7 protein-coding genes are annotated in these 6593 nt (G+C 71.7%); 3 read left to right on the top strand and 4 right to left on the bottom strand.

The window, feature by feature from the left end; genetic code table 11:
• The first annotated feature begins 380 nt into the window (after positions 1-380).
• Positions 381-1679, top strand: a complete 1299-nt coding sequence (locus ACODT0_RS14380) for an MFS transporter (RefSeq protein ID WP_422096971.1) — start codon at positions 381-383, stop codon at positions 1677-1679.
• Positions 1680-1686: 7 nt separating this feature from the next.
• Here the strand turns inward: ACODT0_RS14380 and ACODT0_RS14375 are convergent, their stop codons facing one another.
• The 3 genes from ACODT0_RS14375 to ACODT0_RS14365 form a co-directional block, all read right to left on the bottom strand.
• Entirely contained in the window at positions 1687-1917 is a 231-nt protein-coding gene (locus ACODT0_RS14375; RefSeq protein WP_489041552.1) for a hypothetical protein, read from the bottom strand.
• 112 nt (positions 1918-2029) lie between these two features.
• The gene (locus ACODT0_RS14370) at positions 2030-2653 is read right to left on the bottom strand and encodes a pyridoxamine 5'-phosphate oxidase family protein (protein WP_261205695.1); all 624 of its coding nucleotides are present in this window, start codon (positions 2651-2653) and stop codon (positions 2030-2032) included.
• The gene (locus tag ACODT0_RS14365; RefSeq protein WP_489041551.1) at positions 2650-3852 is read right to left on the bottom strand and encodes an MFS transporter; all 1203 of its coding nucleotides are present in this window, start codon (positions 3850-3852) and stop codon (positions 2650-2652) included. Before ACODT0_RS14365 ends, ACODT0_RS14370 begins: the two co-directional genes overlap by 4 nt.
• Before the next feature lie 78 nt (positions 3853-3930).
• On the opposite strand from ACODT0_RS14365, the gene ACODT0_RS14360 reads away from it, so the two are divergent.
• Entirely contained in the window at positions 3931-4830 is a 900-nt protein-coding gene (locus tag ACODT0_RS14360) for a LysR substrate-binding domain-containing protein (RefSeq protein ID WP_489041555.1), read from the top strand.
• A 140-nt stretch (positions 4831-4970) separates the two neighbouring features.
• Positions 4971-6206, top strand: a complete 1236-nt coding sequence (locus ACODT0_RS14355; protein ID WP_489041550.1) for an MFS transporter — start codon at positions 4971-4973, stop codon at positions 6204-6206.
• Here the strand turns inward: ACODT0_RS14355 and ACODT0_RS14350 are convergent.
• Entirely contained in the window at positions 6199-6585 is a 387-nt protein-coding gene (locus ACODT0_RS14350) for a hypothetical protein (protein WP_261205691.1), read from the bottom strand. The genes ACODT0_RS14355 and ACODT0_RS14350 overlap by 8 nt on opposite strands.
• Positions 6586-6593 lie beyond the last annotated feature (8 nt).

The raw sequence follows: 6593 nt of genomic DNA, 5'->3' as shown, positions 1-6593 counted from the left end.
GAGGCCCGCGCTCGCGCCGACGCCCGCGATCCAGGCGACGGAGGGACCACGGGAGGCGGTGGGTTCGGCGGGAGAAGAAGACGGGGAGGAAGCGGCGTTCGTGGACATCGGGGCGGGTCGGCAAAGCGTGGATCGTCACGAAGGCTATACCCGCGCCCCGGGGGCCGGAACGATGGAAAAGCGATAACCATATGCGCGAACCGGTCGAGTCCCGGGCCCGGTGCAGACCGGCCGGGGAAGGTGCACAAGCGCCCTGCCCCGTGCTTTGGCGCCTCGATCATTTCCACGTCAGGAATGGCGGCCCTCGCCGGCCTACCATGGTCCGAGGGCCGCGGCTTTTCCTCGACGCCTCCCCTATCACACACAACAGGAGACAACACGTGAATCCGATCGAGCAGAGAACCATCTCGAAGATGAGCTGGCGGCTGTTGCCGCTGCTCATGGTCAGCTACTTCATCGCCTACCTCGACCGCGTCAACCTCGGCTTCGCGGGCGCCGCCATGTCCAAGGACCTGGGCTTCAGCGCGGCCGTGTTCGGCAGCGCGGCCGGCATCTTCTTCATCGCCTACTTCCTGTTCGAGGTGCCGAGCAACATGGCGCTCGAACGCTTCGGCGCGCGCCGCTGGATCGCGCGGATCATGTTCAGCTGGGGCATCCTGTCGGCGGCCCAGGCCTGGGTCGGCGGCTCGACCAGCTTCAACGTCGTGCGCTTCCTGCTCGGCATCGCCGAGGCCGGCTTCTTCCCGGGCGTCATCTTCTACATCACGCTGTGGTTCCCCTCGGCCTACCGCGCGCGCATCGTCGGCTGGTTCATGTTCGCGATCCCGATCTCCACCGTGATCGGCTCGCCGATCTCGGGCTTCATCCTCGACATGGACGGGATGGGCGGCATGCACGGCTGGCAATGGCTGTTCATCCTCGAGGCGATCCCCTCGCTGATCCTGACCTTCTTCGTGCTGTTCTACCTGCCCGACGGTCCGAAGGACGCGAAGTGGCTCACGAACGAGGAACGCACCTGGCTGCAGGGCACGCTCGACGCCGAGCGGCGCAACCGCGAGTCGATCAACCAGATCTCGTGGAAGCAGTCGCTCTTGAACCCGCGCGTGATCGGCCTGGGCTTCGTCTACATGGGCATCACGGTGCCGCTGTACGGCCTGAGCTTCTTCCTGCCGCAGATCATCAAGGGCTTCGGCGGGCTGGGCAACGTGGAGATCGGCTTCATCAACGCCTTCCCCTACCTGGTGGGCGCGATCGCGATGCTGTTCTGGACCCGCGCCTCCGACGCGCGCAAGGAACGCAAGTGGTTCCTGCTGATCCCGCTGGCCTGCATCTTCGTCGGCCTGGTGCTGGCGGCCGAGACCAGCGCGCCGGTGCCGAAGATGGCCGCCGTGACGCTCGCGGCCTTCGGCATCTTCAGTGCCCTGCCCACCTTCTGGACCCTGCCCACCGCGATCCTCAGCGGTACGGCCGCGGCCGCGGGCATCGCCTGGATCAACTCGATCGGCAACCTCGGCGGCTACATCGGCCCGACCATCTTCGGCACGCTCAAGGACCGCATGGGCAACGACATCTACGCGGTGATCTTCCTCGCGCTGCTGGCGGCCGTGGCCTTCGTGCTGGTGCTGATCATCGGCCACGACGCGCGCACCGAGCAGGCCGCGGCGCCCGGCCGCGCCTGAAGCGCGCTCAGGAGGCCGCGCCGGCGCGCCGAGTCGCGTCCGCGGCCCGGACGGCCTCGAGCTTTCGCCAGGCCTCCCAGCACTCCTTCGAGCAGCAGGGCCACCAGCCCAGCGGCCCGACCACCGCCGCGTCGCCGCAGCCGTTGCCGCACCAGCGCAGCACGAAGGACTTGGAGCGGCGGCGCGGCACCGGGCTCGGGGACTGCAGGGATTCGAACGGGGACTGACCGGGGTGCATGGCGGGCGGGGCTTTCTTCGCTGTCTTCGAGGGTCCGAAACGGGACCGACCTCCTGAAGACGAACGAAGAGCGCCAAACCCTCAGTCCTTCGCAAAATTTTTTTACGCCCCTTCAGTACAGCGTGGCCTTCTGCCGCGCCGGCAGCTCGCGGTCGTAGCTCGCGCCGTCGAAGGCGGCATCGGTCAGCGCCGACAGGATCGCGCCGGGCGTGGGCACGTCGGGCCGCGCCTCATCAGGCCGCGGCGCCCACAGCCGCGAACGCTGGATCGCGCGCGCGCACTGGAAGAACACGGTCTCGACCGCGATCTCGATCACGCACTGCGGCGCCTTGCCCTCGACCGCGAAGCGCGCGAGCAGCGCGGGATCGACCGTGAGCCGCGCGCGGCCGTTGACGCGCAGGGTCTCGCCCACGCCCGGGATCAGGAACAGCAGCGCCACGCGCGGATCGGCCACGATGTTGCGCAGGCTGTCGATGCGGTTGTTGCCGCGGCGCTCGGGCATCCACAGCGTCTTCTCGTCCTTTACCGCCACGAAGCCCGGCGGATCGCCGCGCGGCGAGGCATCGAGGCCGTCCGGCCCGAGGGTGGCGAGCACCGCGAACGGCGAGGCTTCGATCAGCGCGCGGTAGGACGGATGCAGCCAGTCGATCTCCTTCTTGAGCGAGGCTTCGCCGGGCTGGCCGAACAGGGCCTGGAGCTGGGCCAGGGTCTGGATCGCGTGCGGGTCGTGGGTCATGACGGTCGATGGTGAAGGGAATCCGGGGAGGGCTCGAGTTTCGCGGCACTGCGCCCGCAGGCGATGGCCATGGCGGCCAGCAGCACCGCCGCCACGCCGTAGACCCAGGCCGACGAGGCAATGGGCAGCAGCAGCCCGGCCAGCACCGGCCCGGCGCCCGCGCCGATGTCGCGCCAGGTCGAGCGCGCGGCCAGCGCCTGCACGCGCTCGGGTCCGGGCGTGCGGTGCGCGACGATGGGCGCGATCAGCGGCAGTTGCAGCGCGCGCAGCACCACGATCAGCGCCGCGCAGCTCCAGAGCCAGCCCAGGCCGAAGCCCACCAGCGCCAGCGCCGTGAGCAGCGACAGGCTCACCAGCAGGCGCTCGGCGCCGAAGCGCTCGGCCATGCGGCCGCCCACGGGGCCGAGCGCGATCTCCGAGAGGTAGCGCATTGCCATCAGCAGGCCGGCCACCACCACCGCCGCGCCCGGCAGCAGGTCCTTGCCGAGGTACGACAGGCCGACGATGAACAGGCCGTCGAGCGCCAGCCCTTCCATGAAGGACCAGCCGTCGAGGCTGTTCGGCCGCTGGAAGCGCCTGGCCGCCATCGAGACCGGATGCGGCGCCGTCGGCAGCCGGCGCGCGGCCAGCAGCCCGAGCAGCGCCACCGCGGCCAGCAACCAGAAGATGGTGCGCGGCCCGCTCCAGTGCGCGAGCAGCGCGCCCAGCGGCAGCGCCACCACCGGCCCGAGCGCGATGAAGGCGCGCGAGCGACCGCTGCGGCGCGCGGCGCCCACGGGGTCGGCCGTGGCCAGCGCCTGCGTCGAGAGGTTGAAGGCCGCGAAGCACAGGCCCCAAAGCAGCCGCAATGGCAGCAGCACCCACAGCCCCGAGAGCGTGGCATAGCCGAGGCAGCACAGCACCGCGCCCGCGACGGCCAGCGTGCAGGTGCGGCGGTCGCCGTGGCGCGCATAGAAGTCGGCCACCCAGCCATAGCCGGCGATGCGCACGAGGCGGTTGGCCGCGAGCAGCAGCCCCGCCTCGGCGAGCGTGACGCCGAACTGCGCGGCATACATCGGCAGCAGCAGGTAGAGCACCACGTCGCCCGGCAGCGCGAGCCCGAGCGAGAGCGCGGCATGGCGGGAGTTGCGGTCGGTGGTGGAGACGGGGGCCGCGAGAGTGGCGGGGGCGGAAGCGTAACGGCGGGAAGAAGAAGACATCGAGCCCGCATCGTGCGCCCGCGGAGCCCGCGCCGACAAACGACATTAACGCGCCGCATGCGTGACAAAATCGCACGCATGCCGTCCCGCGAGCCTCCCCTGAACGCCGTGCGTGCCTTCGCGGTCGCGGCGCGCCACCTGAGCTTCACGCGCGCGGCGCACGAACTCCACGTCACCCACAGCGCGATCAGCCGCCAGATCAAGGGCCTCGAGGCCTTCCTCGGCGTGGCGCTGTTCGAGCGCCGCATCCGCCAGGTCGCGCTGACCGCCGAGGGCCAGCAGTTCTTCGCCGAGGTCGAGCCCGCGCTGACGCAGATCGGCGCCGCCGCGCGTGCCTTGCAGGCGCAGGGCGCGGCGCGCACGGTGCGCATCAACGTGCGGCCCTCGTTCGCGGTGCGCTGGCTGATCCCGCGCCTGCCCTCCTTCGTCGAGCGCCATCCGGACATCGAGCCGCAGGTGGTCACGAGCACCGTGATGCCCGAACAGGTGGCCGACAGCTTCGACATCGCGGTGCGCCGCGGGCTCGAGGGCTGGCCCGGCGCGATCGCGGTGCGGCCCTTCCTCGAGGACGAGGTGCTGGTGGTCGGCGCGCCCGCGCTGTTCAAGGCCCATCCGCTGCGCGACCTGCGCGCGCTGGCCGCGCACGTGCAGCTGTCGGCGCGCACGCGCAAGGAGGACTGGGAGGCCTGGAAGAAGCAGGTCGGCGCGCCACGCGTGCGGCCGGCCGGGCGGCTGCAGTTCGATCACCTGCACTTCGTGCTGCAGGCCGCGGTCGACGGGCTGGGCATCGCGCTCGCGCCGACCTCGCTGGTGTCGCACGACCTCGCCTCGGGCCGGCTGCACTCGCCGCTGCCCGCGCTGCGCATGCGGCTCGAGCGCTACTACTACGGGCTCGCACCGGGCGCGGCGCCCGAGGCGCGGCAGGTGGCGGACTGGTTCGAGGACATGCTTCTCGCGCAGCAGGCCGGCGCGGGCTGATCGACGGACCGGAAGGCGGACAGCCGAACGCAGAGGGCGCGAAGGTTTCGCGAAAGTCGCGGAAGGATTTCCAAAAGGGTCTTCTTTTGCGGGTCCGTTTTCGGCCAGCCCGATGTGGCGCGGTCCACGACCATCGCCTCATGTCCTCCGCCCTGCCCCGTCCCTTTCTCCACCTGGCCCATGCCAACCTCGCGGCGCAGTCGGCCGAGCAGCTCGGCCTGGCCGCGGTGCCGCTGGTCGCGGTAATGTCCTATGGCGCGGGCGCCGCCGAGACCGGCCTGCTCGCGGCCGTGCAGACCCTGCCCTTCCTGCTGCTCGCGATGCCGCTGGGCCTGCTCGCCGATCGCATGCCGCGCCGGCGCCTGATGCTGCGCGCCGAAGTGCTGCGCGCGCTGTCGCTCTTGCTGATGCTCGCCGTGCTGGCGGCGCCGTGGTCGGCGCGCATGGGCATCGCGGGCATGGCGCTGCTGGGCTTCATCGGCGCGATCGGCACCGTGGCCTTCAGCGTCGCGGCCCCGGCGCTGGTGCCCGAACTCGTGCCGCGCGAAGCGCTGGCGCGCGCCAATGGCCGCATCGAGCTGGCGCGCAGCGCGGCCTTCGCGGCCGGCCCCGCCGTGGCGGGCGCGCTCGTGGCCTGGACCGGCGCGGGCGCGGCCTTCGTGCTGGCGGCGGCGCTGTCGGCTGCGGCCGTGGCCCTGCTGTGGAAGCTCCCCGAGCCGGCGCGCCGCATGCCCGCCGCGCGCCATCCGTGGACCGAACTGCGCGAAGGCGCGCGCTTCGTGCTGAGCCATGCCTGGTTGCGGCCGATGCTGCTGACCGGCGCCATCTTCAACATCGCGTGGTTCGTGCTGCAGGCCGGCTACGTGCCGCATGCGGTGCGCGCGCTCGGGCTCGGCGCGCAGGGTGTGGGGCTCACGCTCGCGATGTATGGCGCGGGCATGGTGGCGGGCGCATTGCTCACGCCGCGCATCGCGGCGCACATGAGCCCGGGCCGTGCGATCCGCGTCGGTCCGTTCAGCGCGGTGCTGGCCGCGGTGTTGATGGCGTCGACGCTGCAGTGGTCCAGCGCCGGGCTCGCGGCCTTGTCGCTGTTCGTGTTCGGCGCCGGGCCGATGGTGTGGACCATCAGCTCGACCACGCTGCGCCAGGGCGTGACACCCGCGGGCATGCTGGGCCGCGTCTCGGCCGTGTTCCTCACGGTGAATGCCGGCGCGCGGCCCGTGGGCGCGGCGCTCGGCGCGGGGGCCGGCGCGCTCTGGGGCGAAGCCGGCTGCCTGCTGCTCGCGCTCGCGGGCTTCGTGCTGCAGGCGGCCGTGATCGCGCTCGCGAAGCTCGATGCCGCCCCCTCGGAGGCGGCGTTGCGCAGCCCTACTTGAGCGTCGACCAGACCATCGCGCGGCAGCCCGGCTGGTTGGCGGGCGGCAGCAGGTCGCAGTTGCGCAGCGCCTGTCGCTGGTTGTCGTTGAGGCGGTCGTAGCGATCGCGTTCCCGTTCGCGTTCGCGCTCCCAGCCGCCGCCACCGCCATGGCGGCGGTAGTCGTCGGAGCGGCGGCGCGATTCGATGTCCTGCAGGTTGTCGCGGTCCTGGCGCGAGAGGTTCTCGTTCTGCAGGCAGCGCGCGTAGGCCGGGCTTTCGGGGCGGAAGCCATAGGCCATGCAGTTCTGCTCATCGCGCATGCGCTGTTCGCGCGCATGCTCGCCCGGCGTCACGCAGCCCGCGAGCAGCGTGCCCGCGGCAAGAGCCGCGAGCGCCATGCGCGGCG

The organism is Variovorax sp. FG153 (assembly GCF_057809595.1).
The sequence above is the reverse complement of the archived record's forward strand: the minus strand, read 5'-3'. Positions and strand labels throughout refer to the sequence as shown.